This window comes from Antarctobacter albus (assembly GCF_900101505.1).
Classification (GTDB): Bacteria; Pseudomonadota; Alphaproteobacteria; order Rhodobacterales; family Rhodobacteraceae; genus Antarctobacter; species Antarctobacter albus.
Map to the genome: position 1 here is coordinate 475,896 of NZ_FMZI01000002.1, position 26,079 is coordinate 501,974.

Genomic DNA, 26,079 nt, shown 5'->3' on the forward strand with positions numbered 1-26,079 from the left:
AGGAAAGATCATGCAAGCAGGGACACTCAGCACCTTTCTGAAGCGTGGCGCCATCTGGGGCTTCATCCTTCTGGAACTGGTCTTCTTCACCGTGGCGGGCGAATTCCTGTCACTCAGCGAAAAGGCCTTCATGGATCTCGACAACATGCTGCTGCTGTTCAAGCAGTCGGCGCCGATCGGGATCATCGCGATGGGCATGACGATCATCATGGTCAACGGCAACATCGACCTGTCGGTGGGCGCCACCTACGCGCTCAGCGCCATTGTCCTGCTGGACAGCATGACATGGCCGATCTTCGGCGGCATGGGGGACTGGGCGATCCCGATGGCCTGGCTGGCGGCGCTGGCCACCGGCACGCTGCTGGGTGCGCTGAACGGGCTGATCGTCTGGAAGACCGGGGTCGATGCGTTCATCGTCACCCTGGGGTCGATGCTGGGCTATCGCGGGCTGGTCTTCATGTACAACGGCGAGCAGCCCACCAGCCATTTGAACTGGACGCTCGTGGATTTCGCCGAGGCGCAGTTCCTGGGCATCCACACGGCCACCTGGTTCCTGCTGGCCGTGACGGCGGCGATCTGGTTCCTGATGAACCGCACGGTGCATGGCCGCAACGCCTATGCCATCGGCGACAACCGAGAGGCGGCGGTCAATGCCGGTATCAAGGTGGGGCCGCACATGATGATCAACTTCATGATCATCGGCTTCCTGGCGGCGCTGTCGGCGGTCGTGTTCTATTCCGAAAGCGGTTCGGTCAATCCCAACGACGGTGAGCTCTACGAGCTCTGGGTCATCACGGCCGTGGTTCTTGGCGGCACCAAGCTGACAGGCGGGGCAGGGTCGATCGTGTCCACCTTTGGCGGGGTGCTGGCGATCCAGCTCTTGCGCAAGGGGCTGTCCCATATCGGCGCGGATACCGAGACCGTGAACCTCGTGATCGGCCTGATCCTGATCGCGGTCCTCTTCCTGGACCGGCAGCTGAACCTCAAGGGCAAAGAGGAGTTGAAGACATGAGCGTTGAAACCCCGGCCCTCCGCCTCGAGGGCATCGTCAAGACCTTCCCGGGCGTGCGGGCGCTGGACGGCGTGTCGTTTAGCGTGATGCCCGGCGAGGTACATGCCCTGATGGGCGAGAACGGCGCTGGCAAATCGACCCTGATGAAGGTGCTTGGCGGCATCCTTCAGCCCAACGAGGGGCGCATCTACATCGGTGAAGAACCCGCCGTGATGCGGACGCCGCTGGAGGCCAAGGCCAAGGGCATCGTCTTTATCCACCAGGAACTGAGCCTGGCCGAGGAATTGACCGTGGCCGAGAACATCTACCTGGGGGAACTGCCGCGCAAGCGTTTCGGCCTGGTGGATTGGGCCACGCTGGAGCGCCGGACCAACGACATCCTGTCCAAGCTGAAGGTCACCTTCGACGCGCGGACCCGCGTCGGCGACCTGTCCATCGCCAACCAGCAGATGGTCGAGATCGCCCGCGCCCTGACGGTCGAGGCCAAGGCGGTGATCTTCGACGAACCGACCGCCTCGCTGACCGATGCGGAAAAGGTGGTGCTGTTCGACGTGATCGCCGACCTGCAGTCGCAGGGCGTTGGGATCATCTACATCTCGCACCGCATGGAAGAGATCTTCAAGATCACCGACCGGATCAGCGTTCTGCGCGACGGGCAGTATCGCGGCACGCTGGAAACGGCGCAGACCGACGAGGAAGAGGTCACGCAGTTGATGATCGGGCGCACGCTGGATCTCAGCCGAAATGTCAGCCACCACGCGCTTGGCGACGTCGCGCTGGAGGTGCGTGGCCTGACCTGCGGCGACCTTTATGCGGACGTGAGTTTCGAGGTCCGGCGGGGCGAAGTCCTTGGGTTCTACGGGCTGGTCGGCGCGGGCCGGACCGAAATCGCCGAGACCCTGTTCGGGCTGCGCGATCCCAGTGCCGGGACAATCCTGCTGGACGGCGAGGAAACCGTGATCCGCTCTCCGGTCGATGCCATCGCCAAGGGCATTTCACTGGTGCCCGAGGACCGCAAGGGACAGGGGCTGGTGCTGGGCATGAACTGCCGGGACAACATGACATTGCCGCAGGTCGACGATCTCAAGGCCGGGCCCTTTGTCGCCGAAGGGTCGGAAATCGCGATCTTCGATCAGTACCGGGACAAGCTGGACATCCGGACGCCGGGCTGGAAGCAGACCGTGGGCAACCTGTCCGGAGGCAACCAGCAGAAGATCGTGATCGGCAAATGGCTGTCGATGCATCCAAACGTGCTGATCGTGGATGAACCGACACGGGGGATCGACGTGGGCAGCAAGTCCGAGATCCACAACCTGATCCGCGAACTGGCGGCGCAGGGGTATGCGGTGATCGTCATATCTTCGGAAATGCCCGAGGTGCTGCACGTCAGCGACCGGATCATCGCCATGTACTCGGGTCGGATCATGCGGACCTTCACCTCGGACGAGGTGACGGAAGACAACCTGATCCAGGCGATTTCCGGCATCAGGTCCGAAGGGCAGGTGGCCTGAGGGCCACCCGCTCACAGCCCGCAGGCGGCGCGCTCTTCCTCTGACAGGAGATCGCCAAGTGCCGCTGCCAGCGGGCGCAGATGCGCCCCATAGCGACGCCAGCGGGCAACGGAGGTGCCATAGACCGGTTCGCGGACCTGCGCCACGGAGGCGGTGTTGACCTGCCGCGACGAGGTGGTGTGATCCAGCACATCTGGCGACCAGTCCAGTCCGAGGAAGTCCAGCACCTCCCGCGCCATGCCTTCGGGATCGGCCACCAGCGCCTCGTAGGACACTTCGCGGACGCGATCGGGCAACAAGGCGGCCCAGTGCTTGGCGTTCAGGTCGAATTGACGGTAGGCCTCTGCAAGGTCCGCGAGGTCGGTCGAGACCGGCTGGTTGGTACCGAAGTTCTGGACCCAGTTCGACAGCAGGCAATCCAGCGGGTGCCGCCGCATGAGCAGGAATCTTGCCTCGGGCAGCGCCAGTGCCAACAGGCCGACATAGAGCTGATTTCCCGGCAATTTGTCCGTCACGCGGGAGCGGCGCAGGCCCTCGCGGTGCAGGAAGGCCTGGTATTCCTCACCCAGGCTGGTGAAATCGTCATCCTGCAGGCTGGCGTCCGGTTCGCGTTCCTCCAGCACGGCGCGCAGGCGCGGACTGGACTGGAAAGACCGTTGCGCGGCCAGCATCTCTCCTCCGGCTTGCACCTCCGGGTGGCGGGACAGCATCTGTTCCATCAGCGTGGTGCCGGAGCGGGGCATCCCGCAGACAAAGATCGGGGCGACACCGCGCAGCCCGGCGTTCTTGTGGCGGTCCAGCAGAGCGGGGGACACAAGGCTGCGCATCCGCACCGCACGTTCGGTATGGGGGCGGCTGTCATAAGGGTGGGCCTTGCGGGTCAGGCGGTTGCCCTCGGCGTAATGCGCAAAGGCGGTGCCGTGTTCTCCAAGATCGTCAAATCCCTTGCCCAGGGCGAATTCCAGCGTGGCCCGTGCCTCGTCGGCCAGGCTGTCGGCCTGTTCGGCGAGTTTCAGCAGGTTCGTCCATTCGGGGCTGTCCGCGCGGGTCTTGCGCAGGTGCACCAGCCGCGCCAGGGCAGACAGCGCCATGCCCGGCAGAGCGGCGGCAGTCATCAGCGCATCGGCGGCCTTGTCCATGCGGCCCGAGGCAGCGAGGATATTGCCAAGGTGCAGCCAGGCCTCTCCGGTGCGCGGCCCCAGTTCGATGGCGCGTCTTGCATGGTGCTCGGCGGTTTCGTGGCGCTCACGGCGATAGAGCGCCGCCGCGAGGTTCACATGCACCGCGATGGCGTTGGGATCGACGGCAAGCGCCCGAAACAGCGCATCCACCGAATGCTGGATGTTGCCGGTGCGCAGGTAGGCCTGCGCAAGGTTCAGGTGCAGGTCCAGCACCGAGCCGTCCAGCGCGATGGCGCGTTCCAGGCGGGGGATCGCGCGGGCATAGTCCTTGGCCAGAACAAGCGCCGCACCAAGATTCGCTTGGGCAAGGGCATAGTTCGGCGCCGCTTCGACGGCGGCCTCGAACTGTTCGCGGGCCTCTTCCATGCGGCCAGCCTGGGCCAGCAAGGTCCCCAGGTCGACCAGGGCCACCGCGTCGTCAGGTTGATGTGCAACCACGTCCTGCAACAGTGCCATCCCCGCTTCGGGGTCTCCGGATTGCGCGAGGTTCAGGGCCTTGAGATGGATCAGCCGGGGATGGCCCGGGTATTGCTCCAGCAGCGCGTCCAGTGCCGCGCCGGCCTCGGCAAAGCGCCCGGCGTTCTGGTGTCGGGTGATGCGGGCCAGTTCGGCGTTGACGGCCTCCAGGGCGGCTGCATCGGTGGGCGCTGCGGTCCGGGTCATGGGGCGGTTGGGCTTTCTGTCAGGGGCGGGGCAAGGAAAACGGCCCGGGGAGATCACTCCGCGGGCCGTCGGTCACGTCGTCGCAAGCCGGGCTTGTCCCGGTCGGCTCAGGCAGCGCGGGAGGCCAGGCCAAGCGCCTCGGCGCGCCGGGCCAGGGCATCGCGGATCGCCGGCGGCAAGTGGCGCGCGGCCGAAATGCGCGGCGCGGCCATTTCCGGGATCGCCGGCGCCTCGGCCCGCTCGGTGCCGTTGACAAAGCCTTCGCGGCCGATGAAGTCGACATAGCTTTCCGCCGCACAGCCCTCTGCCAGCAGCAGTTCATGCGTACCGGTTTCGACGTGGAAATAGGTGAAGCCGCCGGAAGGCATCTGCGCTTCGCGCGTGATGCTGCTGCCGTTGATGAGCGCCGAAGCATTCACCAGGTACCCGTCGATGCCGATGGCGTGATCGGGCGACACCAGCAGGTCGCGGGCCGGCACGTTTTCGGCCAGGGCACCGGCGCGGATGCGGATCGGGTTGACCTTGGACGGGTTGGACAGCGTGGTCTCGACCGGCTGTTCGCCCAGCCATTGCACGGTGCTGATCCCGCCGCCGGCGGTCAGCACGCGGTCACCCGCACGCAGATCCTGAACCGCTTTTTCGCCCTCGGGGGTCGCGATCCGCGTGCCTTCGAGGAAACAAAGCAGGTTGGCGGTCAGGTTGTCGATGGTGATCGTGTTGGTGCCGGGGTTGCTGGCGGTGAAGCGGATTTGGGAATAGACCGCCCCGCTGTCCGGAACGGTGATGACCTGACCAGAGGTCGTCGCGTTGGTGACGACATAGTTGCTGCCGGGCAGGAGCGCGTTGCCATTGTTCGGATCGACCGCGACGAAGGTGATGTTCCAGGTCCCGGACAGGTAGGTGCCGATCGTGAACTGGAGCCCGTTGCCCGAGAAATACTGGTTCGGCTCCGTCCCCGCGATGTTCAGCGTAAAGGCACCGCCCGTGGTGAAATCGGAGATGCTCAGCTGCTCGATCGTGTCGGGCGAATAGGCCACGGTTTCCGTGCCCGGGTTCCCAGCCGCCGAACTGAGGACAAAGGTGATCCCTTCCTCGTCGAAGGTGATGCTGGGGGTTGCCCCGTTCGAGTTGACTAACGCGCCGCCGTCATTGAAATCGAATACCGCCATCAGATCCACCTTCTGTTTCGAGCAACAATCTAAAAGAGATTATATGGTCTTCCGCTCGCGTATTCTTATGCGGTTCGGGGGCGCTTGAAAAGCCCCCACAAGGTTGCAAGAACAGGAGAGCATTCGCCTTTGACCCCGGAGCCGCCCCGATATGGACATTGCCACGCTGACGCCTGAGAGTTTCGAGCCGTTGATCGGAGAGCCGGTCACGGTGACAACACCGGAAGGTCCGATGGAACTGCGCATCACGCGGATCGATCCCAAGGGCGATGCCCCCGAGGAGGGGATGCGCGCGCCATTCACGCTGACGCTTGTCGGGCCTGTCACCCCGATCCTGGAACAGGGGGCCTGGCCGATGGCATTGCCCGGTCTCGGAGAGACGGCCCTCTTCCTGTCTCCTTTTGCGCAGGTCGGGGACGAGACCCGCTACGAGATCAACTTCAGCTAGGGTCCGGTCTGCGGGGTCCAGCGCATCTCGAGATGCGCTCCGAGGTCGTCGACGGGAACAAAACCCAACCGGTCATAAAGGACCTGGGCGCGGACATTTCCGTGTTCGACGCTCAGTCTCAGGGGCAGGTCGGCGGTTCGGGCTTCCTGCTGTAGATTGCGCAGGAGGACCCTGCCGATGCCCTGGCCACGGAAGTCGATCAGCAGAGACAGGTCGATGGTGCGGATTTCGTCCGTCCTGCGCAAAACCCGAATCTGCCCGACGGGCCTGTCCTGATGCAGGATGATGTCCCAGTCGTGACCGGGAAAGGCCCGTGCATAGGACTGACCCTGTGCGTCGAACTGCATTTCCAGCATCTGTGTCAGTGCCGCGGGCGGCAAGGGCAGGGCGGCCAGGTCTTCCCTCGTCTCCGCGTAGAGAGCCAGTAGGAACGCCCGGTCCGCGTCGCGGACCGGGCGCAATCGCGGACTTTGCGTGTCCACGTTCAGTTCAGCACAATCTCGATGTCGGCGCCGCCCGAACGGCGCGGCACAGCCGTCATGTAGAGATCGGCGGCGCCCATGCGCGGGTGCCAGACCCGGTGCAGCCCGTCGCCATCGGCTACCAGCGGCGCGCTGTCCGGGCTGTCGAAGACAACCGTCACGCTTTCACGGCGCGGCAGATGTCTTGGGCGGTCCATGCCCGAGCGTCCGGCTTCGACGGCCTTGAGCCGCAACACCAGGTTTCCGTGCTGGGGCGTGGAGATCCGGAACCTGTCACCGACCAGCGGCATCAGTTCCTCGGCGGTGGCGTCGTGCCAGCGTGGCGGGCGCAGCGCGCCGGTGGTCGCTGCCGCCGGTGCGCCGCTCAGCGCCTCGGGTCCGGCGGCCTCTCCGCGTGCAAATGCGGCCCCCGGCAGGGCGGCCAGCCCCGCAAGTGCCGCCTTGCCCGCAAGCACGGCCCGGCGCGACACTGTCAACAGAACACTCATGGCGTTCTCCTTTCTGTTCTGGCGGGCTTAGCTGCGCGAGGGGAAGATGCCCACCAGCGCGATGATGTAGTTGATCGCAAGATAGGGGTTCATGATGTTGAACGGTTGTTGGCCACCGTTGTTCTGTACCGTGACGTTCACGGAGGCCGCATCCATGACGACATCTTCGGACGGGGAGTTGGGCCGGAAGATGTTGGTGCCCGCGGCCAGGATGTTGCCCGACGGATCGGGAACCGATCCGTTGCGGCTCTCGGCCCGCATCTGCGCCGTAGCGGCGTGGTTGTGCGACGGCATGTTCGTTATGTTCAGCGTCCGGGTTTCGGCGCCACCCTTCTGGCCCTCGCGATAGTCGGAAAGCCCGGGGCCGTGACGCGGTCCGATCGGCATCCGGCCGCGGAGGTCGGGCAAGGCGAAGGTCGTGCGGCCATCACCGCCGTAGATCGTGCCCAGGATTGAAAAAAGCGCGCTGTACTGGCTGATGGGCATAAGCTGCCCGTCGCAAAACGCCCAGCCGCGCGGAGCGAAGTTACCCGCGAAAATCGTGACCTGTCCGAGGAATGGGTCTGCCATGAGATATGTCCCTGTTTTTCGATGGTGATTATAATTGGTTGAAACATTAGGGGCTAACGCAACCCTGTGTAAAGCTTTAACACAACTATGCGTTTTGTCACCGGTCCTGGTCACACGTATTGTTTCGCTTGTGGCCCCGATGGTCGCTCGTTCTCGCCTGCGCGATTTGGCAAGTGCCGGCCAGGGCACTGGCGGCCAACCGACGCTTCGCCCCTTGCCCGGGGGCGGGCAAGGGGGAAACGACATGTTCATACGTTCAGGACCTCGGCCGAGCCGCCCGTCTGGTTGGTCTCTATGGCACGGGCGTGTTTCGTGCCGAAACACGGGCCAAGGTCGTCGTCGGGGCGGTTATGCCTTCCCGGTTACTGCTTGACGGCCGACTCTCGCTGCAAAAACGCCTTCAAACCCCAGATGGCGACGCCTGCAAGGACCCCCCAGAATGCGCCGCTGATCCCCAGAAGCGACATGCCGCTGCCAGCGATCAGGAAGGTCAGGGCAGGGGCCTCCAGCTGGTCGGCCCGGGAAAACGCGGCGGTCGTCGCGGCAACAAAGGCGGGTATCAGCGCCAGCCCGGCAACGGCGGTGATGACCTCTGTCGGCGCAAGGCTGGCCATCGCGGTGACACCTGTCGCGGCAAAGGCGAGCGCGACATAGCAGACACCCGAGATAATGGCCGCCCAGTAACGGCCGGACGGGTCGCGCCCGGCGTCCTCTCCGGCCATCATCGAGGCGGTGATCGCCGACATGTTGACAGGGATCGCGCCGAAAGGGGCGATGAGCAGGCTGACGATGCCGGTGCTGCGCAGCAGGAAGGGGCGGTTGACGCCATAGCCGTTCAGCTCGAGCACCGCGAAGCCCGGAATATTCTGCCCCGCCATCGTGATCAGGTAGAGCGGCAAGGCCACAGAGATTGCCGAGAGCGGGGAAAAGCTGGGCGGCACGATATCGAGCACCGGGCCCCAGGTGATCGCAGACGCGTCGGGATGTGCCGACGGGTCGACCCCCAGGAACAGCACCAGGACAAAGGCCGCCACCGCAAGCGGCATCGCGGCCAGGCGATTCCAGGCCAGGCCCACGACCCAGGCCACGACGATTGGCAGGACCAGCAGAGGCAGGTTCCCGAGCGCAAGCGCGGGCGCAAGACAGAGCTTCAGCAGGACCCCCGCCAGCAGCGCGCTTGCAATCGGCTTGGGGATTGCCGCGACGGCGCGCCCCAGGCCGGGGATGACCCCTGTCAGGACGATCAGCACGGCGCAGATGATCAGGGCACCTACCGCCTCGCCGAACCCTCCGGCCAGCATCGCCGTTGCCGCAAGAAAGGCGGCGCCGGGTGTCGACCAGGCAACCGCGGCGGGGGTGCGCGTGACGATGGGCAGCCAGATACTGCAGATCCCCATGCCGATGGTCGCAAAGAACAGGCCGGTCGCGGCCTGGGTCTCCGAGGCGCCCATTGCCGTCAGCCCGGCCAGAACGATCGCAAAGGAGGCGGCGTAGCCGACGAAGGTGGCCAACACCCCCATGTTGAGCGCCGAAAACGAAAAATCCTTGATCATGAAAGGGTCCACTGCTGCCTGACTCGCGCTCCCTACTTGACCGAGGATGGCGCGAACCTCCAGATCAGACATCTTAGGAACGCAGGGCGGTTCACCGCGAAAATCGTCCCCGTGACAGCGACGGCGACCCTGCCGCGCGCAGGGACATGACTGCCGGCCGGTTTCCGCGACGGGGCGGCGAAGGTTCTGGACAGTGATGGTTTTCCATGTCACGAGTTGCGGCGATGGTGCTGCGTTCGGGTCAACCCCGGAGCGGCTGAAAAGGGAACACGGTGCGAGAGACCTCTCTCAATTCCGTGACTGCCCCCGCAACTGTAAGCGGTGAGCAACCCGTCAATCCACTGGATCGACTGCGATCCGGGAAGGGACGGCGCGCTTTGATCCGCGAGTCAGGAGACCTGCCATCAATTGATCGCAACCAATCGGGCGGCGGGCCCGAGGAGGACAAGATGACAGTTCCACAGTGCCCGGTCCCGTGCGCTTGCCTGTTTCCTCTTAACGAGGGTTGGGCATGGACGCATATGTATTCCTGATTTCAGCGAGTTACGTCAGCGCCACCCGGTTCCGCAAGCTGGCCGATGCTCTGGTTCAGGAAGCCCCGTGCCATGCGGTCGCCCTGCGTCTCGAAGGCGAGGGGCAGAGCCTCTGGCGGGTGCTGGACGCCCTGGCCGCCGAGGGCGCCAGCCGGATTCAGCTGCGGCCCATCGGCTTGCCGTTTTCACAAAGCCTGGAACGGTGGCTGCCCGGGGCGGCGGCAAGCTGGTTGCACAAGCGCGGCGAAGCGGCGCCCGAGCTGTTTTTTGCGCGCCCGGCAGAGGAAGACGCCGGGTTGGTGCGGAATGCCGCGCGGGCGCGGGTCCCGGCATCGCGCATCGCCCCTTTGCCGGACGGCGAGTTGGGCAAGGGCTGGGATGCGCCGCCGGAGTTTCGCCATCACCTGCTGGTCTGTGCCGGTCCGCGTTGCCACCTCAAGGACGCGCCTCATCTGGCCGATGTTCTCAAGGCCGAACTGCGCCGGGCGGGCGTCAGCGCCGACTGCCTCGTGACGACGACCGGTTGCCTGTTTCCCTGCAACGCCGGCCCGGTGATCGTGCACTACCCCGAAGGCCATTGGTACCGGGTGACCGACGTGGCCGATGTTCGCGCGGTCGTCACCAAGGCGATCGGCGCCGGCGCACTCCCCCGACATCTTTTGATTCACAGGACCGGAGACACCCATGAACCCGTTTAATCTCAGTTTCGTCCTTGCAATGGCCGCCGGAGCGGCTGTGGCGGACCCGGTGACTGTCGAAAGCTGCGGCGCGCCCTTTACCTATGACGCGCCTCCCAGCCGCGCGATCACGCTCAACCAGCAGGCCACCGAGGTCATGCTGGCGCTTGGCCTGCAGGATCGGATGGTCGGAACCGCCTACATGGACGACGCCATCCCCGAGCAATGGCGAGCGGCCTATGACAGCGTGCCCGTGCTGGCAGAGAAATACCCCGCCGCCGAGGTCGTCCTTGCGCAAGAGCCTGACTTCCTGTTCGCGGGATTCGGGTCCGCCTTTTCCGAGGACAACCTGGGTGCCGCGCAAAGGTGGCATGACCTTGGGGTGGGCACCTACCTGGCCGATGCCTCCTGCAAGGATGCGCATCCGAAGGACGTTCCCCTGACACAGGCCCCGATCCTGCGCGACATCGAGGTGATCGGTGACATCTTTGGCGTGGCGGACCGTGCCGACGCGCTGATCGCCGAAACCCGGGCGCGCATCGACGCGGTTCAGAATGACCCGGCGGGCGGTGGCCGGACCGCGTTCATCTATGACAGCGGGACGGGTACGCCCTATTCTGTCGGCTGTTGCGGCGGCCCGGCGCTGCTGGCCCGTACCGCCGGCCTGCACAGCATCAGTTCCGAGGTTCAGGGCACCTGGATCGACCTTTCGTGGGAACGCGTCGTCGCCGCCGATCCCGAGGTGATCCTGCTGATCGAGGCGGATTGGTCCACCGCTGCGGACAAACGGGCCTACCTGGAAAACGATCCGGTACTGGCAGAGCTGTCGGCGGTCAGGAACGGTCGCTACGTGGTCGTGCCCTTCTCGGAGACCCTGCTTGGCATGCGCTTCGCCGATGGGGCCGAGCGTGTGAATGCGCAGCTCAAGGCATTGGACTAAGTGCCCGCCCGGTTTCCGATCCTGTTGGTCGCGACCCTTGGGGGGCTGCTGTTCGTGGCCCTGGCCGGTGTCCTTTGGGGCACGGCCCAGATCTCCTGGGCCGACCGGTTTGCCATCCTGATGCGGGATGAGACCGCCCCGCGCGGACTGTCCCTGATCGTCTGGCAGTGGCGCATACCGCGCGTCCTGGCGGTGGGGCTGATCGGGGCCGGGCTGGCCCTGGCAGGGGCGTTGATGCAGACGGCCCTGCGCAATCCGATGGCGGACCCCTACCTGATGGGGCTGTCGTCGGGCGCCTCGGCCGCTGCGGTGGCGGCGATCATCTGGCTGCCCACGGGCATGACCGACCGGCTTGGCGTGCCGCTCATCGCCTTTCTCGGGGCGGCGCTGGCCTTTGTCATGACCATTGGCCTGTCGCAGAGACGCGGCAGGATGCCCGACCCTCTGGTGGTGATCCTTGCAGGTGTCGCCGTGTCGCTGATGTTCCAGTCGCTGACGGCCTTCTTTCTCTACGTCGGGGATCCGCACGCCACCCGCAACGCGATGGGCTGGCTGATGGGGACGGCGGCGGGCACGCAATGGCATGAGGTGCCGATGCTGGGCCTGAGTCTTGTCGTGGTTGGGGCGGTCGCCCTGCGCAACGCAAACGCGCTGGACGCGACCCTGCTGGGCGAGGAACGGGCGCAGGCGCTTGGGTTTCGCATCGGCCGAATTCGCCTGCTGATCTTCGTGGCGACGGTGCTCTTGACCGGGCTGGCGGTGTCGGTGGCGGGGATCGTCGGCTTTGTCGGTTTGATCGTGCCGCATATGGCGCGGCTGCTGACCGGTGCCCGGCACCGGGTTCTGCTGCCCCTGACGATGGCCCTTGGTGCGGTGGTCCTGATCACCGTCGATCTGCTGTGCCGGTTGCTTCTGGCGCCCGAGGAACTGCCGCTTGGGGTGTTGCTGGCGCTGTTCGCGGCGCCGCCCTTCATCCTCATCCTGCGGGGGATCCGTCATGCTGCATGACCCTGTTTGCCGGGATGCCGCCCTTTGCATCCGGAACCTTAGTGTCTTTGTCGACGGCAGGGGCGTTGTGCAGGACGCATCCCTGAGCGTGCCCAAAGGGGAAATCCACGGCTTGCTGGGACCGAACGGCGCCGGCAAGACAACGCTCTTGCGCACGCTCTACCGGGCCACGCGGCCGGCTTCGGGGCGGATTGAGGCCTTTGGCAGGGAGATGGACAGCCATAGCCACGGGGAATGGGCACAGGTGCTGGGCGCCCTGGTGCAAAGCGCGGGGTTGCTGGCGGGATTGACGCCCCGGGACATCGTGGAAATCGGGCTCGAGGCGAAAGGCCTGGGACGGGGCGAGGTCCGGAGGCGCCTCGACGAGGCTCTGGGGATTGTCGGCTTGACCGACAAGGCGGATCAATCCGCCGAGCGGCTGTCCGGCGGAGAGCTGCAGCGCTGCTACTTTGCCCAGCTCCTGGCCTGCGATCCGCAGGTCTACGTGCTGGACGAACCGACCAATCACCTGGACCTGCACTATCAGCTGGTGCTGCTGGACGAGGTCCGGCGCCGGGGGCGGACCGTGCTGATGTGTCTGCATGACCTGACGCTTGCGATGCGCTATTGCCACAAGGTCTACCTGATGCAGTCCGGCAGGATCGTGGCCAGCGGAGCGCCTGCGACCCTGTTGAGCCGCGACATGCTCATGACCCACTACAGGGTGGATGCCCAGTTTCGCGGCGCGTCGCTGGACGTCACCGGGCCGGTCTGACCCTCCTGCGGGACAAGAGGGCGGGCAAGCCCGTCCACGGTATCTTGCCTTTCCCGGCCCTTGTCCGCAATCACGACAGTCGCGTGACCTGCACCAGGGCAGAATGGGCGCTGCAACCCTGTCCAAGGCGGGAGGTGCCCACATCCAGCGTCAAGACGTTGGGGTTGCCGTCAGGGTCGATGTTGCCGCCCGGGTCCCCGAACCAAGCCCCTGTCGGCAGGGCAACGACCCCCGGATTGATGTCGCTTGATACAGACGCCCGGGCGCGGCACGCGCCGCGTGCGTTGAAGACCCGCAGCAGATCGCCCGTGGTGATCTCGCGTGCCGCGGCATCGTCCGGATGGATAACCAGTGTTTCGGGGCGGGCACCCTCGACATCGGCAAGCGCGGCTTCAAGCTGGCTGTGAAGCTTGTCCCCCGGTTGGGGCGAAACCAGGTGCAGGGGTGCCGCCGCACTGGCGGTGCCCAGCCATTCCGTTGGCGGCAGCCAAACCGGGTGACCGGGACAATCGTCGTATCTGAAACTGTCGATTGTTGCCGAGAAAATCTCGATCCGGCCAGACGGAGTGCCAAGGCGGAACGCATCGGGATCTTCGCGGAACGGGGCAAAGAACGTGCGGTTCGGTCCCTCGGCCTTGATTGGCAGCTTTATCCAGTTTCTCTCTCGCAGCCCGTCCAGATCTGGCACGTCGATACCAACATTCGCCGCCGCGTCCCGGTACTCGGCATAGAGCTTTGCGATCCAGTCATCGGCGCTGCGGCCTTCGGTGAACTGGTGGCCCACGCCGCAGCGCTCTGCAAGCCCGCTGAATATGTCGTAATCGTCGCGCGCCTGGCCCACGGGCGGGATCAGCCGTGGCATGTGGAACAGGTAGTCGTCCATGTTGGTGCGGCCGATGTCCTCGCGTTCGTAGGGTGTGGTGGCGGGAAAGACGATGTCGGCGCGTTTGGCGGTCGCCGTCCACCAGGGTTCGTTCACGATGATTGTCTCGGGCCGCTGCCAGGCCTCGTGCAGGGCGTTGAGATCCTGGTGGTGATGGTAGGGATTGCCTCCCGCCCAGTAGACCAGGCGGATGTCGGGATAGGTCTTGCGTTGCCCGTTGAAATCATAGGGGCGTCCGGGATTGCGAAGCATGTCGCCGATGCGCGCCACCGGAATCGTGTCCTCGACCGGGTTCGACAGTTGCGGGAAGGTCATGCCGCGCAGCCCAAGGAGCGACTTGCCAACGCCGCCAATCGCCCCATAGCCATAGCCCACGCCACCGCCCGGCAGGCCGATCTGGCCCAGCATTGCGGCCAGGACAACCGACATCCAGTAGGGCTGTTCGCCATGTTCGGCGCGCTGCAGCGACCATGCCACTGTGATCAGCGTCCGGGTCGAGGCCATGCGCCGCGCGAGCGCGCGGATCTCGTCGGCGCCCACGCCGCACAGGGGCGCCGCCCAGTCCGGGGTCTTGGGCACACCGTCCGTATTGCCCACCAGGTAGGGCCGGAACCGTTCGTAACCGACCGTATGGCTGGCCAGGAAGGCACGATCGACAAGCCCCTCTTCCTCGAGCACATGGGCCAACGCCAGCATCAGCGCGGTGTCCGATCCGGGCCTGACGGGCAGCCATTCGCAGCCTTCGGGCGCATCGGTGCGTTGCGGTCCTATGTTGATGCAGCGCGTGCCCCTGGTCGCCAACCGATCGAACCAGCCGGCGGTCTCGTGCTCGGTGATGCCGCCCATGCTGACTTGCGAATTCTTCGGGTTGATCCCGCCGAACATCACCAGGGTCTCGGTGTTGTCGTGGATCGTCTGCCATCCGTCCTGATGCTCATAGAGCAACTGCAGGAAATTCACGCCCAGCACATGCGGCATGATGGATTGCGCACATCCGGTCGAGTAGCTGCCAAAGGAGGCGACATACCCGCCGATGCAATTCAGGAACCTGTGCACCTGGCTTTGGGCGTGGTGAAAGCGTCCGGCCGATCCCCAACCGTAGGAGCCACCGAAAATCGACTCGTTGCCGTGTTGGTGGCGGACGCGGTCGATCTCTGCTGCCGCGATGTCCAGCGCTTCATCCCAGGGGAGTTCGACAAACTCCTGCGCGCCCCGTCCACCGCGTTCCCGCGCCTCCAGCCAGCCACGCCGGATCGAGGGGCGGGCGACGCGGGTCTTGTGATGGACCGCGGCCGGGAGGCTGTCGGGGATCCGCGAGGGATGCGGATCCTGGGAGAACGGCCGGGTCGCAACGATCCGGTCGCCTTCCACGTCGACCTCGAAGGCACCCCAATGGCTGGAGGTTACCTTTGTCGATGGCGCGGTTTTGTCGGCCATTTGCCTTCTCCATATTGGTGCCGGGTCCTCGACCGCCCGGAAAGTACAGACTGATACGGGCGAAGATTCCCGGCATCCTGCCACATTCACGGGGCCGCCTGTACCCGCTCCGGAATGCCTTTGGCGAGACCGGCGGGCGCAAAAGGGTCACCTATCCTCCATGACCGCCGGCAATTCGCGGCGCAGAAAGTCGGTGAGGGCGTCGACCTGGGGCGGGTTGCCCCGGCGTTCGTGCATCAGCAGGCTAATCTCGGGCAGTCCGGCGACCCAGTCCGGCAAGAGACGGCACAACCGACCCGCCGCGACATCCTCGGCGCAGACATAGGCGGGCAGGGCCACCACCCCCAGCCCCGCCGCGGCGGCCTCCTTCAGGCTGACCATGTCATCGCTGCGCATCCGCGCCGCGAAGGGAACAGAGGCACTGCTGCCGCCAGGCCCCTGTAGCGACCAGCTGCTGCCCCCGGGCCGCCAGCCAAGCGCCAGACCGGGCTGGCCTTCGAGGTCCATCGGCGATGCCCCGTCTCCGAGCTGCTGCGCAAGGCCCGGGGAGCCGAACAGGTGCCAGGGGACGTCCGCGATGCGCCGTTGGATCAACCCGGAGTCCGGCAGCAACCTGACATGTCCCCGAATGGCCAGGTCGATGCCATCGCCGATCATGTCCGCAAAGTCGTTCGAGGCCTGTAGCCGCAGGACGACACGCGGGTTCTCGTCAAGGAAACGCGGCAGGATGCGGCTAAGCGCGAATTGCGCGACGCCAACCGAACAGGACAGGGTGACGGTGCCCTCCAACGCATCCTTGTCCTTGCGGACCGCTGCCTCGGCGGCGAGCATGCATTCCAGCGCCATCCTGGCATGACGATAGTAGGCCTCGCCCGCCTCCGTCAGGGACATCTGCCGCGAGTCCCGGTTCAGAAGCCGCGTGCCCAGCGTTTCTTCGAGGTTTTTGACCTGCCGGCTGATCCGCGACTTGGGAATGCCCAAGGTCCGCGCCGCTGCCGAGAACCCCTGTTTCTCAACGACTTGTACCAGGTAGTAGGCTTGATTGAGGTCCATCATCCGGCCTTTTCGATCACGGCTTTCGTTCCAAATACAGAACGAAGGGTTCCAAGATCAACGGATTTTCGGACATTCGTTCCGAAAGTAGGTTCATGTTCAGCAAAGGAGGCGAATATGACCCTGCAACACAGACTTCAAACCCAAGATCCGGGCAGCGCAATCATCGCGGTCCAGCACGGGGAGAAGATGACCCGGGGCGAGGGCTTCGAGGCGCTCAGCTTCATCCACCGCCAGCTTGACGGTCTGATGGACCCGCTGATCATGGTCGATCACTTCACCATGACCGCACCGACCTTCGCGCCCCATGCCCATGCCGGGCTCTCCGCGGTCAGCGTGCTCTTCGAGGACAGCACCGGCAGCTTTCGCAACCGGGATTCGCTGGGCAACGACATCGACCTGGCCCCGGGCGATCTCTACTGGCTGAAGGCCGCCCGCGGTGCCGTACACGACGAGGCGCCCACGCCGGGCTCGCGTACCCACGCCCTGCAGATCTTCGTCAACCTGCCGTCGGCGCAGAAGCTGGACGCACCCGATGCGCGCCATGTCGCCGCCACGGAAATGCCGGTGATCGAAGGCCCCGGCCATCGGGTGCGGGTGATGACCGGCCAAAGCAACGGCGTGGTCGGGGCCACCCCGCCCGCCTTGCCCTTCACCATTCTCGATATCGCCCTGCGGGCGGGCGGCAGTTTCACCCATCGCGCCGATCCCGGCGAGGCCGCCTGGCTGCATGTCGTCAATGGCGAGGTCGAGGCGGAGCTTGACGGGGTCCGCCACCGGCTGAGCAGCGACACGGCGCTGGCCATCCACGGCGCCGAGGAGATCCACTTGCTCAGCGGCGAAGGCGGACAGGCCGTGTTGCTTGGCGGAACACCCCTGCGCGAACCCTTTGTGCAAAAGGGTCCGTTCGCGATGCGCGATGCCGATCAGCTGGCACAGGTGATCGCCGCCCACGAGGCCGGTGAACTGGGCTCCATCGACTGAACCGCAGCGGCCTGCGGAATCAAAAACACCACACAACACCCTTAGAGAAAAGGAAAATGTAATGACTTATGCCAATCCCGAACCGATGACACAGGACAACACGGCCCTCGTTCTGGTGGATCACCAGGTCGGCCTGATGACCGGCGTCCGCGACTACTCGGTCGCCGAGCTCAAGCACAACGTCGTCGGGCTGGCCAAGGCTGCCAAGGCCCTGGGCCTGCCGATTGTTACCACCACGACCTCTGCGGAGATGCTTTGGGGCCCGGCCTTCCCCGAGCTGGTCGTCGCACTGCCGGGCCATGAGTTCATCGACCGCACCTCGGTCAATGCCTGGGATGATCCGCGCGTGGCCGCGGCGATCGAGGCGACCGGGCGGCAGAACCTCATCTTTGCCGGCGTCTCGCTGGAGGTCTGCGCGGCTTTCCCGGCGATGACAGCGCAGCGCAAGGGCTACAACGCCTATGTCGCAATGGATGCCTCGGGGACGTTCAGCCAGACCAAGCGCGAGACCGGGCTGCTGCGCCTGTCGCAGGCCGGCGTGGTCGTCGCCGACGGGGCAAGCCTGATGGTCGAAATCCTCGCCGACAATGCCCGTCCGGTTGCAGCCGAGGTCTACGGCGCGCTCGACATGGACTGGGCAATGCTGGTCGGCCAGGTGCGCAGCAGTGTCGTGTCCACCGACAAGGCCGCCTGACCCCTGCCAAGGCCGTTGGCCGTTCCCGGCAGGCCGTCCGGGGCGGCACCCTCCCGCGCGGAAATGCCGGGCGGGCGCCGCTTCGACATGAGAAAATCAACGCAATACTCTGACATAGAAGGAAAACCATCCATGAAAATCATCGCATTTGGTGCCAGCACCAGCAAGAAATCCATCAACAAGGCCCTGGCGCAGTTCACCGCAACACTGGTCCCGGGGGCTGAGATCGAGGTCCTGGACCTGCGGGACTACGATCTGCCGATCTTCAATACGGATCTCGAGCAGGAAATCGGTCTGCCCCCGGCGGCGCGGGCGTTCTTCGACAAGATCGGGTCCGCCGAGGGGGTCATCGTCTCATTTGCGGAACACAACGGATCCTATTCCGCCGCCTACAAGAACCTCTTCGACTGGGCGAGCCGCATCGATCAGAAAGTGTACCAGAACAAGCCGGCGGTTTTCCTGTCGACCTCGCCGGGTCCCGGTGGTGCGGGCAGTGTGCTGGCGTCCGCAAAAGGGTCTGCCGGGTTCTTCGGGGCAGACCTGCGCGCAGCCGTTTCCGTGCCCAGTTTTCATGACGTCTTTGATGCCGCGACCGGGCACATCACCGAGAAGGACGCCCTGAAAGACCTGACCGCCGCAGCCGAGGCGCTGGCCCTGCAGGAGGTCGCTTGAAATGATGTATCGTCAGCGCCTTCAACGCCTTTCAGGCTCTCTGGTCATGTCGACCTTCATGTCCGCCGCGCTATCGGGCGTGTTCAGCCTGCTGGAATTCGGACTTTCGATCCAGTGGCTGCAGGTTTGGGGGCAAAGCATCCTGATCGCCTTGCCGATCGCGTTCTCGCTGGACATGGTGTTCGGAGACAAGCTGCGCTTTCTGTCGAGCAAACTGGCGGATAAGGCAGCAAGCGTTTGGCCGTGACGCATGAAAGCCGGAAGGGGCAGGCAACCCTTCCGGCCTGGCGTTCCGGAGTCCTGGGGGCCGCGCGCCTCTCCACCCAAGGCGGTCGTCGCTCCTGTATGGGGCATGGGACTGGCCGCGCTGCGGCCGGAAAAGTTCAGGCGGGCTGCAGGACCACAGATACCAGGGTTGCCTTTCCGGTGAGATGTGTCTCCGCCGGAATGTCCCTCACAAGGGTCATCGCGCTGATCGAGGTGCTTGGGGACGTGGCAATTGCACAGTCACCGGCCACACAGAATATCGCGCTTGGGGAGCTTCCCGTCCTGGCGCGGCCGTTCAGCCGCATGACCGAGACCTGCGCCGCAAGACGCGCAGGGTCGAAGAACAGGTTCAGATAGCGGACAGGGCCGTTCACCAAACGCCCTTCGATGTGTCGGTCTCCGTCGATGCGGCTCGGGACGAGGGGCGCAATCTCGCGCCAAATGTCCGTGCCAGCTTCCGTGATCCTGGTGCCTTGGCCTTCGATCACGGTGCTGATCCTCACGAGGCCGGGAAAGACCGAATACGGGCCATCGCGTTCGACGATGGCCGTACTCAGACGCCAGAGCAGGCCGCCGTCGCGGGTTTCCGCGCAAATCTCGGAGGTGGTGCCGCCTCCGTTGCGCCATGCCATTTCGGTCCAGTGGTCGGGACCGATGAGCTGTAGAGCCTGGCTCATGTGGCGGGCCCGAAACTCTCGTCGTAGAACCGGAGCCAGTTCCCACCGATGACACCAGAGATGTTCTCGTCCGAAAAACCGACGCGGCGCAGGCCCGTCTCGAGGTTGGCAAAGTCGCGATTGTCCCGGAACCACTCCGGTTGCGGCGGGAAGCCGGCGGCAGAAGCAGATCCTTCGCCATAGTCCATTTCGCGGGTCCAGCGACCCACGCGCATCCATTCCACCACGCTGTCCGGTTGATCCTGGCACAGGTCGCTGCCAATCCCGATGTGTTCAGGACCCATGAGGTCCGCGGTGCGCGCCACCATTTCGCAGAAATCGTCGAGCGTGCAGTCGCTGCCACCCTTCAGGTGATGGGGATAGAGCGAAAAGCCCAGCATGCCGCCACTTTGCGCCAGCGCCCGCAGCACATCGTCGGACTTGTTGCGCTTGGCGGGATGCCATGCCGAGGGGTTGGCATGGGTGATCGCGATGGGGCGGTCCGAAATCTCGATCGCTTCGAGCGTCGAACGGTCGGCGGAATGCGACATGTCCACCACCAGTCCGGTCCGGTTCATTTCCTTGATGACCTGCCGGCCCATCCGGGTGATGCCGGGGTCGTCAGCCTCGTAACAGCCCGTCGCCAGCAGTGATTGGTTGTTGTAGCTGAGCTGCATGAAGCGCACGCCCAGGTCGTGCAGGATCTCGACCAGGCCGATGTCGGCCTCGATGGGGGCAGGGGTCTGAAGGCCAAGGAAAATCGCCGTGCGCCCCGTTTCCCGGGCCCGACGCACGTCATCCCCGGTGCGTCCCTTGAAAATCAGGTCGCTGTGACGCTGAAAGCGCAGGTTCCAGTCCGCGATGTTCGCGGCGGTGGCGCGGAAATCCTCGTGGTAGGCAATGGTGACATGCACTGCGTCCAGGCCGCCTTCGCGCATCTGGTCAAAGATTTTCGGAGACCAATTGGCGTATTGGAGGCAGTCGATCCGGTAAGTCTGGGGCATGGAACTCTCTAGTCTGCAAAGGTCATGCAACTATGGCGCGCCAGAGTGACTTCAGTCACACTCAATTATCTGAACCCAACTTAAGAATCGTTGAATCTCTATGGCCATCAAGATCGAAATGCTTCGCTGTTTTGTCGCCGTCGCCGAGCATGGCAACCTGAATGATGCCGCGAACCGGTTGGGGCGTACGCCCTCGGCGGTGTCCATGTCGCTCAAGCAACTGACGGACCATCTGGGGGCGCCGCTGTTCGAAAGCGACCGCAAGAACCGTCTCACGACGCTGGGGCAGCTGGTCCTGACCGAGGCCCGTGCGGGGACGGCGCAATTCGACCGCTGCATCGATTCCATCGTGCAGATGACGCAGGCCCGCAGCGGTATCGTAAGGGTCGGCGCGGTTCCCTCGGTGACGACGGCGATCCTGCCGGACGTGGTGCAAACCTTCGTTCATGACCGCCCGGACGTGGTGATCCAGGTGCGGGACATGGATTCCGGCACGGTCCAGCGCGAGGTCGAGTTGGGGCGCATCGACATTGGCATAGGATCCTGCCGGGGGCCGACAGGTGCGCTGAGGCGGGTCGTCCTGTTCTCGGAACCCTTCGGAGTGATCTGCGCGGTCGATCATCCGCTTGCGGCCGCGAAGGCACCGCTGTCCTGGGAAGAATTGGCCAAGGTGCCTGTCATCTCGAACGCATCCGGCGACGTGATCGAAAACGCGGCCTTCCGTGCCATCGACGAGGCGGCAAACCTGCGCATCCGCAACACGGCCTCCGTTCTGGGAATGGTCAGGGCAGGGGTTGGCGTGACGGTCCTGCCGCGTCTCGCGATCGAGGGGCTGGGGCCGGGACTGGTTTTTGTCGCGCTGGCCGATCCGACAGCCCGCCGCCACGTCGAGATCATGACCCGCGCCCAGTCTGAAATGGTCCCGGTCGCCAGTGCCTTCGAGAAGGCAGTGATCGAGGGGATCGAGCGCGCCAAGCGCGAAGATCGGATCATTCCCAGCTGACTTCAGAAATCCTGAAGTTGAGGACATAAGTTTTTAATTGATTGAAGCGACGCCTCCGCGTCTCCTGTGTCCAATACCTTCGGCCGCACGGGCGATCCCGTGCTTGTGATGATGGAGACCAAAATGACCGACACACTCACCCGCCGCAGATTGCTTGCCACGGCTGCCGCCGCGCTGCCTCTTGCCGCGATGCCGCGGCTGGCGGCTGCCCAGGCGCCGGATTTCCTGACCATCGGCGGCGGCCCTTCGGGCGGCGTCTTTGGCATCGTCGGAACCGGCGTGGCCGACATCCTGTCCCGTGTTTTCCCCTCGTCGATCATCGATGTCCAGCCCGGCGGCTCCGGCCCGAACCTCCTGCGGGTGCGGGATGGCAAGGCGGATCTTGGCATCACCTCGGCCAACAATGCCCTGGACGCATGGGAAGGCCGCGACCCGGCCACTCCGGACCGTCCGGTGCAGAACGCGCGCGGCCTGATGAACATCATGCAAAGTGCCATCCAGATCTGGGTGGATGCCGACAGCGACATTCGCTCGCTCGACGATCTGCGCGGCAAGCAGGTCAGCGCCGGTCAGCCGGGGCAGACCTCGTGGCTTGCCTTTGAAAACCTGTTGGCCGCAGCCGGCATGACCACCGACGACATTGAGGCTGACGGCGGCAAGCTGCACCCGCTCAGCTGGAGCGAGTCGCACGAGGCGCTGCGCAACGGCCAGCTGGACGCGGTCATGTGGCTGTCGCTCTGGCCGCATCCGACGGTGATGCAGAACGAAACCGTGCGCAAGATGCGGGCGCTGTCCTTCGACTCGGCGGTTCTGGACAAGTTCATGGCAGACAGCGGCGCCGGGTTCGAGCGCGTGACCCTGCCCACAGGACTGTTCGAAGGGCAGGATGTGCCGGCCGAGACGGTGGGCACCAACACGATCCTTTTCGCCTCGGCGGACATGCCGGACGACACGGCCTATGCCATCGTCAAGCAGCTTTGGGAAAACCTCGATGATTTCAAGGCGGTGCACTCGCTTCTTGGCAATATCTCCAAGGAAACGGTGGGCCGCGGCATGATCATCCCGCTGCATCCCGGCGCCAAGGCCTATTTCGAAGAGATGGGCATCCCTTACTCTGAATCGTCGCTGGGAGCCTGACACATGACGGAGGTCGCGGCAGGTCCGGATCAGGGGAAAGGCTACAGGAACGGTGCGATCACCGTCCTGGCCCTGGTCATGATTGCATTTCACCTTGCCGCGGCCTCGCCGTTCTGGCTGGCGCCGAACCTGGTGTTGCGGGCCGCTCATGCCTTGATGGCGGTCATCGTGATCCTCTTGCTGATGCCCGCCGCCCGACACCGGGCGGGGGTCTTTGTGGATGTGGTCCTGGGGGGCTTGGCGGTGGTCTCGCTCGGCTACGCTGTCCTGTTCGAACCGTCGATCGTGGTCCGACCTCCCTGGACACAGGACGCCACGCCGGTCGAAGTGTTCGTGGCGCTCAGCGCCCTGGTCGTCGTGCTGGAAGCGACGCGGCGCGCGCTTGGCATGGCCATCGTCTGGCTTTGCCTGATCTTCATCGCCTATGCCTTCGTCGGCCCGGACCTGAGGTTCGTGAGCTGGCTGCGTCCGCTGGCGCATGGCGGCGTCGGGTTGAGCGAATTCGTCGACCAGATGTACTTCAGCTTCGAGGGCATCTTCGGCACGGCCCTTGGCGTGTCGGCGGAATATATCTTTCTTTTCGTGATGTTCGGCGCCGTTCTTCAGGTCGCGGGGGGCGGTGATTTCTTCATCACCATCACGCGTGCCATGACCGGGCAGACGCGGGGTGGACCGGCCAAGATCGCCGTCGTGGCCAGCGGCCTCATGGGCATGATGTCCGGCAGTTCCGTGGCCAACGTGGCCACGACAGGTTCGCTGACCATCCCGATGATGCTCAAGCTGGGCTACCCTCGGCGGTTCGCTGGCGCGGTCGAGGCCATCGCCTCCACCGGGGGCCAGATCACGCCGCCGATCATGGGGGCCGCCGCCTTTCTCATGGCCGCGATCCTGGGCATTCCCTATCTCGAGGTGGTTGCCGCCGCGCTGTTGCCTGCGGTGCTGTTCTACGTTGCCTTGCTGCTGGCCGTGCACCTGGCCTCTCTCAAGCTGGACCTGAAGCCGCTGGCCAAGGCCGAGGCAGGGTCGACCCGCCGCGTGCTGGCCTCCGGCTGGACCTTCCTGATCCCGGTCGTCTTGTTGGTCACCCTGATGTTGCAGGGCTATTCGCCGGGATACAGCGCCTTTTTCGGGGTCCTGGCGGCGATTGTCGTGCCCTATTTGCGGCCCTCCACCTTTATCGGCTGGCGTCAGTTGGTCGCCGGTGTCCGCCTGGGGGTCGAAGGCGCGGCCGTGGTCGCCGTCGCCTGCGCCTCGGCCGGGATCATCGTCGGGATCGTCCAGATCTCGGGGCTTGGGTTCAAGTTCAGCTCGGTGGTGACAGGGTTTGCCGGCGGGTCGCTGGATGTGGCGCTGGTTCTGGCGATGATCGCGGCCTTCATCTTTGGCATGGGGATGCCGACGACAGCGGCCTATATCGTTCAGGCCACGCTGGTTGCGCCCGCTCTGACGAAACTGGGGGCCGATCCGCTGGCCGCGCATATGTTCGTCTTCTACTACGCCGTGCTTGGCCAGATCACGCCACCGCTGGCCGTGGCCGCCTATGCCGCGGCGCCGATAGCCGGTGAAAAGGCCAGCCGGGTCGGCTGGACGGCCTTCCTGATCGGCCTGCCGATCTACATCGTGCCGTTCATGTTCGTTTCGAACACCGTGCTCCTGACCCCCGAGGGGTCGCTGGATCTGATCTACACCCTGGGCCGCTCTGTCCTGGCGGTCGGCGCCCTCTCGGCGGTCGTGATCGGCTGGCTGTTCGGCGCGCGGCTGTCGCTCGTCGGGCGGGCAGGGCTGGTCGGCACGGCAATCCTGATGGTGCACCCGGGCGGATGGACATCACTCACGGGGCTAGTCCTGCTGGCCGGGGTCTATGGCCTCCAGCGTCGCAGCCTGCACATGAAAGAAAGCCTTTCCCAATGAGTCAAAACGTCGTTCTGCCTGACCCAATCGGGACCGAATACCAATACGTCATGGCCGCACGGCACGGTCGTGTCATCCTGCTGGCCAGCCAGATCCCGAAGACCGATCCCAGGACGATCCATGCTGCGGGCCGGTGCGGAGAAGCGATCGACATGGAGACCGCCTGCGAAAGTGCGCGGCTCGCGGCCGGGCAGGTTCTGGCCTGGCTTGCAAAGGAGCGCCGACCCGACGAGGAGGTCGACCGCGTGTTGCGCTTGCAGGTTTATGTTGCCGTCGGGGATGACGGTTTCGACATCTCCACCGTGGCCGATGCCGCATCCGAGAGGATCATTGCCTCGCTGGGGCAGGCGGGACGGCACCCCAGGACGGTCCTCGGCGTCAGCCGCCTGCCACGAAATGCGCCGGTGATGCTGGAGGCGACGGTTGCCCTGAAAGCTGTCGAGCCGGGGGACAAGGCTCGGGGCGCATAGACACCGATCATGCTTGCCCGCAGGGACTGGCGCGGGAGGTGCCTCTAATTGCCCGCGCCCACCCATCAAAGCCGTCCGGTTCGGGGTCTAAGATCGTGCGGTATAATCGATAGACGTCGTTGGTCCATATCGTGATGTCTGGTGTCTTTCGAAGACCAACAGGGTCCAAGCGGTTTTGGAACGGTCTGCCGGCCCCTCCGAAAAGCAGCAACACTCCTTCGCGGGTCAAATCGGCAGACAGCCGATGGATCCCTGCGGAACCAGCGGTGTGAAGGATTCCGGCTCCGTCGCCAACCGGCAAGTCGAACCCGGCGCGCGCCCCTGTCGGGCAGCGCCATCGTCACCAGATGCAAGATTACAGCATCCAGACTTGATCCGCGCGCACATGCCAGCGCGTCGGACGCGGTGCATGTTGCTTCACGCCATTTTCAAGTGCAGATGGGATGACGGGAAGAGTGGCGGCCTTGGCCACGGACTTCCCAAATTTCACGTCAATTATAAATTGTTAGTGGCGGAGGGAATGGCTCGCACTTTAATTCGGCTGTTTCGGCAGTTCGGATCGAGTTTAGGGTCAGGACGCATTGATTTGGTTGGGCGAGCATGATTCACCGTTCGAAAATGAGCGGTGAACATGTCTGATCTTTTCTGGTTGAGCGATGCGCAGATGGCGCGTCTGGAGCCTTACTTCCCTAAGTCGCACGGCAAGCCCAGGGTTGATGACCGGCGTGTCCTGAGCGGGATTATCTTCATCAATCGCAATGGTTTGCGGTGGCGAGATGCGCCAAAGGAATACGGCTCGCACAAGACGCTCGACAACCGCTGGAAGCGTTGGAGCGACAGGGGTGTCTTCGCCCGGATCATGGCGGGGTTGGCGGCCGAGCACGGTGAGGAGACGACCGTGATGATCGACGCAACTCAT

The 26,079-nt window shown here is 64.7% G+C and carries 26 protein-coding genes and 1 riboswitch; of the genes, 16 read left to right on the forward strand and 10 right to left on the reverse strand.

The features are described from left to right. The first annotated feature begins 10 nt into the window (after nt 1-10). Nucleotides 11-1,012 carry an ABC transporter permease gene (locus BLQ71_RS05420; RefSeq protein ID WP_074620968.1) on the forward strand — a complete coding sequence of 334 codons (1,002 nt, stop codon included), beginning with the start codon at nt 11-13 and terminating at the stop codon, nt 1,010-1,012. Continuing rightward, the gene (locus BLQ71_RS05425) at nt 1,009-2,523 is read left to right on the forward strand and encodes a sugar ABC transporter ATP-binding protein (RefSeq protein WP_074620969.1); all 1,515 of its coding nucleotides are present in this window, start codon (nt 1,009-1,011) and stop codon (nt 2,521-2,523) included. Before BLQ71_RS05420 ends, BLQ71_RS05425 begins: the two co-directional genes overlap by 4 nt. A gap of 11 nt (nt 2,524-2,534) precedes the next feature. Here the strand turns inward: BLQ71_RS05425 and BLQ71_RS05430 are convergent, their stop codons facing one another. Both BLQ71_RS05430 and BLQ71_RS05435 read right to left on the reverse strand, forming a co-directional pair. Then, complete coding sequence (locus BLQ71_RS05430; protein WP_074620970.1) at nt 2,535-4,367, reverse strand: tetratricopeptide repeat-containing sulfotransferase family protein; 1,833 nt, start codon at nt 4,365-4,367, stop codon at nt 2,535-2,537. A gap of 107 nt (nt 4,368-4,474) precedes the next feature. Next, a complete protein-coding gene (locus tag BLQ71_RS05435) occupies nt 4,475-5,536 on the reverse strand; it encodes a Hint domain-containing protein (RefSeq protein ID WP_069210675.1) in 1,062 nt (353 codons plus the stop codon). A gap of 151 nt (nt 5,537-5,687) precedes the next feature. Between BLQ71_RS05435 and BLQ71_RS05440 the strand changes: the two genes are divergently transcribed. After that, a complete protein-coding gene (locus BLQ71_RS05440) occupies nt 5,688-5,984 on the forward strand; it encodes a DUF6916 family protein (RefSeq protein ID WP_074620971.1) in 297 nt (98 codons plus the stop codon). Here the strand turns inward: BLQ71_RS05440 and BLQ71_RS05445 are convergent. The 4 genes from BLQ71_RS05445 to BLQ71_RS05460 form a co-directional block, all read right to left on the reverse strand. Continuing rightward, on the reverse strand, nt 5,981-6,466 hold the full coding sequence (locus BLQ71_RS05445; RefSeq protein WP_074620972.1) for a GNAT family N-acetyltransferase: 486 nt from the start codon (nt 6,464-6,466) through the stop codon (nt 5,981-5,983). The two genes, BLQ71_RS05440 and BLQ71_RS05445, sit on opposite strands and share 4 nt — an antisense overlap. A 2-nt stretch (nt 6,467-6,468) precedes the next feature. Next, nucleotides 6,469-6,954 carry a DUF6916 family protein gene (locus BLQ71_RS05450; protein WP_074620973.1) on the reverse strand — a complete coding sequence of 162 codons (486 nt, stop codon included), beginning with the start codon at nt 6,952-6,954 and terminating at the stop codon, nt 6,469-6,471. Nucleotides 6,955-6,981: 27 nt separating this feature from the next. Continuing rightward, nucleotides 6,982-7,524 carry a phage tail protein gene (locus BLQ71_RS05455; RefSeq protein ID WP_069210671.1) on the reverse strand — a complete coding sequence of 181 codons (543 nt, stop codon included), beginning with the start codon at nt 7,522-7,524 and terminating at the stop codon, nt 6,982-6,984. 362 nt (nt 7,525-7,886) lie between these two features. After that, complete coding sequence (locus BLQ71_RS05460) at nt 7,887-9,077, reverse strand: benzoate/H(+) symporter BenE family transporter (RefSeq protein WP_074620974.1); 1,191 nt, start codon at nt 9,075-9,077, stop codon at nt 7,887-7,889. Nucleotides 9,078-9,285: 208 nt separating this feature from the next. Continuing rightward, nucleotides 9,286-9,497, forward strand: a riboswitch (cobalamin riboswitch). A gap of 91 nt (nt 9,498-9,588) precedes the next feature. Between BLQ71_RS05460 and BLQ71_RS05465 the strand changes: the two genes are divergently transcribed. The 4 genes from BLQ71_RS05465 (at nt 9,589) to BLQ71_RS05480 (ending at nt 12,989) form a co-directional block, all read left to right on the forward strand. Then, nucleotides 9,589-10,308 carry a (2Fe-2S) ferredoxin domain-containing protein gene (locus tag BLQ71_RS05465; RefSeq protein WP_074620975.1) on the forward strand — a complete coding sequence of 240 codons (720 nt, stop codon included), beginning with the start codon at nt 9,589-9,591 and terminating at the stop codon, nt 10,306-10,308. After that, entirely contained in the window at nt 10,295-11,227 is a 933-nt protein-coding gene (locus BLQ71_RS05470; protein WP_074620976.1) for an ABC transporter substrate-binding protein, read from the forward strand. The genes BLQ71_RS05465 and BLQ71_RS05470 overlap by 14 nt, the downstream gene beginning before the upstream one ends. Continuing rightward, a complete protein-coding gene (locus BLQ71_RS05475; RefSeq protein ID WP_229754800.1) occupies nt 11,228-12,235 on the forward strand; it encodes a FecCD family ABC transporter permease in 1,008 nt (335 codons plus the stop codon). Between the two features lie 67 nt (nt 12,236-12,302). After that, nucleotides 12,303-12,989, forward strand: a complete 687-nt coding sequence (locus tag BLQ71_RS05480) for an ABC transporter ATP-binding protein (RefSeq protein WP_229754799.1) — start codon at nt 12,303-12,305, stop codon at nt 12,987-12,989. Between the two features lie 70 nt (nt 12,990-13,059). Here the strand turns inward: BLQ71_RS05480 and BLQ71_RS05485 are convergent, their stop codons facing one another. Both BLQ71_RS05485 and BLQ71_RS05490 read right to left on the reverse strand, forming a co-directional pair. Beyond that, nucleotides 13,060-15,309: a molybdopterin-dependent oxidoreductase gene (locus tag BLQ71_RS05485; protein WP_074620978.1), complete on the reverse strand. Its 2,250-nt coding sequence runs from the start codon at nt 15,307-15,309 to the stop codon at nt 13,060-13,062. Between the two features lie 147 nt (nt 15,310-15,456). Next, nucleotides 15,457-16,365 carry a LysR substrate-binding domain-containing protein gene (locus BLQ71_RS05490; protein WP_074620979.1) on the reverse strand — a complete coding sequence of 303 codons (909 nt, stop codon included), beginning with the start codon at nt 16,363-16,365 and terminating at the stop codon, nt 15,457-15,459. 186 nt (nt 16,366-16,551) lie between these two features. Between BLQ71_RS05490 and BLQ71_RS05495 the strand changes: the two genes are divergently transcribed. The 4 genes from BLQ71_RS05495 (at nt 16,552) to BLQ71_RS05510 (ending at nt 18,959) form a co-directional block, all read left to right on the forward strand. After that, nucleotides 16,552-17,346, forward strand: coding sequence for a pirin family protein (locus BLQ71_RS05495; protein WP_083342161.1), 795 nt, complete (start codon nt 16,552-16,554; stop codon nt 17,344-17,346). 61 nt (nt 17,347-17,407) lie between these two features. Next, nucleotides 17,408-18,040 carry an isochorismatase family protein gene (locus BLQ71_RS05500; RefSeq protein WP_043145079.1) on the forward strand — a complete coding sequence of 211 codons (633 nt, stop codon included), beginning with the start codon at nt 17,408-17,410 and terminating at the stop codon, nt 18,038-18,040. Nucleotides 18,041-18,172: 132 nt separating this feature from the next. Further along, on the forward strand, nt 18,173-18,712 hold the full coding sequence (locus BLQ71_RS05505; RefSeq protein ID WP_043145077.1) for an NADPH-dependent FMN reductase: 540 nt from the start codon (nt 18,173-18,175) through the stop codon (nt 18,710-18,712). Nucleotides 18,713-18,716: 4 nt separating this feature from the next. Further along, complete coding sequence (locus tag BLQ71_RS05510) at nt 18,717-18,959, forward strand: DUF2798 domain-containing protein (RefSeq protein ID WP_496559531.1); 243 nt, start codon at nt 18,717-18,719, stop codon at nt 18,957-18,959. A gap of 136 nt (nt 18,960-19,095) precedes the next feature. Here the strand turns inward: BLQ71_RS05510 and BLQ71_RS05515 are convergent, their stop codons facing one another. Both BLQ71_RS05515 and BLQ71_RS05520 read right to left on the reverse strand, forming a co-directional pair. Continuing rightward, nucleotides 19,096-19,656 carry a HutD/Ves family protein gene (locus BLQ71_RS05515; RefSeq protein WP_074620982.1) on the reverse strand — a complete coding sequence of 187 codons (561 nt, stop codon included), beginning with the start codon at nt 19,654-19,656 and terminating at the stop codon, nt 19,096-19,098. After that, a complete protein-coding gene (locus BLQ71_RS05520; protein ID WP_074620983.1) occupies nt 19,653-20,639 on the reverse strand; it encodes a membrane dipeptidase in 987 nt (328 codons plus the stop codon). Before BLQ71_RS05520 ends, BLQ71_RS05515 begins: the two co-directional genes overlap by 4 nt. A 100-nt stretch (nt 20,640-20,739) precedes the next feature. Between BLQ71_RS05520 and BLQ71_RS05525 the strand changes: the two genes are divergently transcribed. From BLQ71_RS05525 to BLQ71_RS05545, 5 genes are all read left to right on the forward strand, one after another. After that, nucleotides 20,740-21,642, forward strand: a complete 903-nt coding sequence (locus BLQ71_RS05525) for a LysR family transcriptional regulator (RefSeq protein WP_069210659.1) — start codon at nt 20,740-20,742, stop codon at nt 21,640-21,642. A 123-nt stretch (nt 21,643-21,765) separates the two neighbouring features. Then, a complete protein-coding gene (locus BLQ71_RS05530; protein ID WP_157923274.1) occupies nt 21,766-22,779 on the forward strand; it encodes a TAXI family TRAP transporter solute-binding subunit in 1,014 nt (337 codons plus the stop codon). A 3-nt stretch (nt 22,780-22,782) separates the two neighbouring features. Continuing rightward, the gene (locus tag BLQ71_RS05535; RefSeq protein ID WP_069210658.1) at nt 22,783-24,690 is read left to right on the forward strand and encodes a TRAP transporter permease; all 1,908 of its coding nucleotides are present in this window, start codon (nt 22,783-22,785) and stop codon (nt 24,688-24,690) included. Continuing rightward, the gene (locus tag BLQ71_RS05540) at nt 24,687-25,160 is read left to right on the forward strand and encodes a RidA family protein (protein WP_074620985.1); all 474 of its coding nucleotides are present in this window, start codon (nt 24,687-24,689) and stop codon (nt 25,158-25,160) included. The genes BLQ71_RS05535 and BLQ71_RS05540 overlap by 4 nt, the downstream gene beginning before the upstream one ends. A 631-nt stretch (nt 25,161-25,791) precedes the next feature. After that, nucleotides 25,792-26,079 (forward strand): IS5/IS1182 family transposase (locus BLQ71_RS05545; RefSeq protein ID WP_074620986.1); only part of this gene is annotated, 288 nt, incomplete at its 3' end.

Coding starts and splice junctions, on each gene's coding strand:
- BLQ71_RS05420 (WP_074620968.1), top strand. CDS start 11: ATGCAAGCAGGGACACTCAGCACCTTTCTGAAGCGTGGCGCCATCTGG.
- BLQ71_RS05425 (WP_074620969.1), top strand. CDS start 1,009: ATGAGCGTTGAAACCCCGGCCCTCCGCCTCGAGGGCATCGTCAAGACC.
- BLQ71_RS05430 (WP_074620970.1), bottom strand. CDS start 4,367: ATGACCCGGACCGCAGCGCCCACCGATGCAGCCGCCCTGGAGGCCGTC.
- BLQ71_RS05435 (WP_069210675.1), bottom strand. CDS start 5,536: ATGGCGGTATTCGATTTCAATGACGGCGGCGCGTTAGTCAACTCGAAC.
- BLQ71_RS05440 (WP_074620971.1), top strand. CDS start 5,688: ATGGACATTGCCACGCTGACGCCTGAGAGTTTCGAGCCGTTGATCGGA.
- BLQ71_RS05450 (WP_074620973.1), bottom strand. CDS start 6,954: ATGAGTGTTCTGTTGACAGTGTCGCGCCGGGCCGTGCTTGCGGGCAAG.
- BLQ71_RS05455 (WP_069210671.1), bottom strand. CDS start 7,524: ATGGCAGACCCATTCCTCGGACAGGTCACGATTTTCGCGGGTAACTTC.
- BLQ71_RS05460 (WP_074620974.1), bottom strand. CDS start 9,077: ATGATCAAGGATTTTTCGTTTTCGGCGCTCAACATGGGGGTGTTGGCC.
- BLQ71_RS05465 (WP_074620975.1), top strand. CDS start 9,589: ATGGACGCATATGTATTCCTGATTTCAGCGAGTTACGTCAGCGCCACC.
- BLQ71_RS05470 (WP_074620976.1), top strand. CDS start 10,295: ATGAACCCGTTTAATCTCAGTTTCGTCCTTGCAATGGCCGCCGGAGCG.
- BLQ71_RS05485 (WP_074620978.1), bottom strand. CDS start 15,309: ATGGCCGACAAAACCGCGCCATCGACAAAGGTAACCTCCAGCCATTGG.
- BLQ71_RS05490 (WP_074620979.1), bottom strand. CDS start 16,365: ATGATGGACCTCAATCAAGCCTACTACCTGGTACAAGTCGTTGAGAAA.
- BLQ71_RS05495 (WP_083342161.1), top strand. CDS start 16,552: ATGACCCGGGGCGAGGGCTTCGAGGCGCTCAGCTTCATCCACCGCCAG.
- BLQ71_RS05500 (WP_043145079.1), top strand. CDS start 17,408: ATGACTTATGCCAATCCCGAACCGATGACACAGGACAACACGGCCCTC.
- BLQ71_RS05505 (WP_043145077.1), top strand. CDS start 18,173: ATGAAAATCATCGCATTTGGTGCCAGCACCAGCAAGAAATCCATCAAC.
- BLQ71_RS05510 (WP_496559531.1), top strand. CDS start 18,717: ATGTATCGTCAGCGCCTTCAACGCCTTTCAGGCTCTCTGGTCATGTCG.
- BLQ71_RS05515 (WP_074620982.1), bottom strand. CDS start 19,656: ATGAGCCAGGCTCTACAGCTCATCGGTCCCGACCACTGGACCGAAATG.
- BLQ71_RS05520 (WP_074620983.1), bottom strand. CDS start 20,639: ATGCCCCAGACTTACCGGATCGACTGCCTCCAATACGCCAATTGGTCT.
- BLQ71_RS05525 (WP_069210659.1), top strand. CDS start 20,740: ATGGCCATCAAGATCGAAATGCTTCGCTGTTTTGTCGCCGTCGCCGAG.
- BLQ71_RS05530 (WP_157923274.1), top strand. CDS start 21,766: ATGACCGACACACTCACCCGCCGCAGATTGCTTGCCACGGCTGCCGCC.
- BLQ71_RS05535 (WP_069210658.1), top strand. CDS start 22,783: ATGACGGAGGTCGCGGCAGGTCCGGATCAGGGGAAAGGCTACAGGAAC.
- BLQ71_RS05540 (WP_074620985.1), top strand. CDS start 24,687: ATGAGTCAAAACGTCGTTCTGCCTGACCCAATCGGGACCGAATACCAA.